Genomic DNA, 393 nt, shown 5'->3' with positions numbered 1-393 from the left:
GAGTAACCCCGCCCTATCATCGCCGCAGGCCAACGGGCGCTCCGGCGAGACGCATCCGCCCCCCGCACCGCGACCGGCCGGGGCGCCCAACAGGGAGGGAACGACGATGAAATTCATGCTGACCGACAGAAAACTGCACCCGCGGGCAAAGCCCTCCGCCGACGATTTCAGGAAAGGCGGCATCAGCCGGCGCGAATATCTTGCCATCATGGCCGGCTTCGGCGTCAGCGCCGCCGGCGCCTTCGCGTTGGGCGGGCTCGGCACGTCGCCTGCCCGCGCGGAGGAGCCAAAAAAGGGCGGCATCTTGCGCGTCGCCATGAACGTCAAGGGTTTCAAGGATCCGCGCACCTTCGACGGTGTCGAGATGTCCAACGTGGCGCGCCACTGCAACGA

At 67.2% G+C, this 393-nt stretch carries 1 pseudogene; it reads left to right on the top strand.

The annotated features are described in order from the left end of the window. Positions 1 to 106 precede the first annotated feature (106 nt). Positions 107 to 393: pseudogene (locus EOA29_RS40765) on the top strand (diguanylate cyclase); the annotation flags it as partial.

It is taken from the genome of Mesorhizobium sp. M1E.F.Ca.ET.063.01.1.1 (assembly GCF_003998155.1).
Taxonomy (GTDB): domain Bacteria; phylum Pseudomonadota; class Alphaproteobacteria; order Rhizobiales; family Rhizobiaceae; genus Mesorhizobium.
This window is presented reverse-complemented; position numbering and strand designations above follow the sequence as displayed.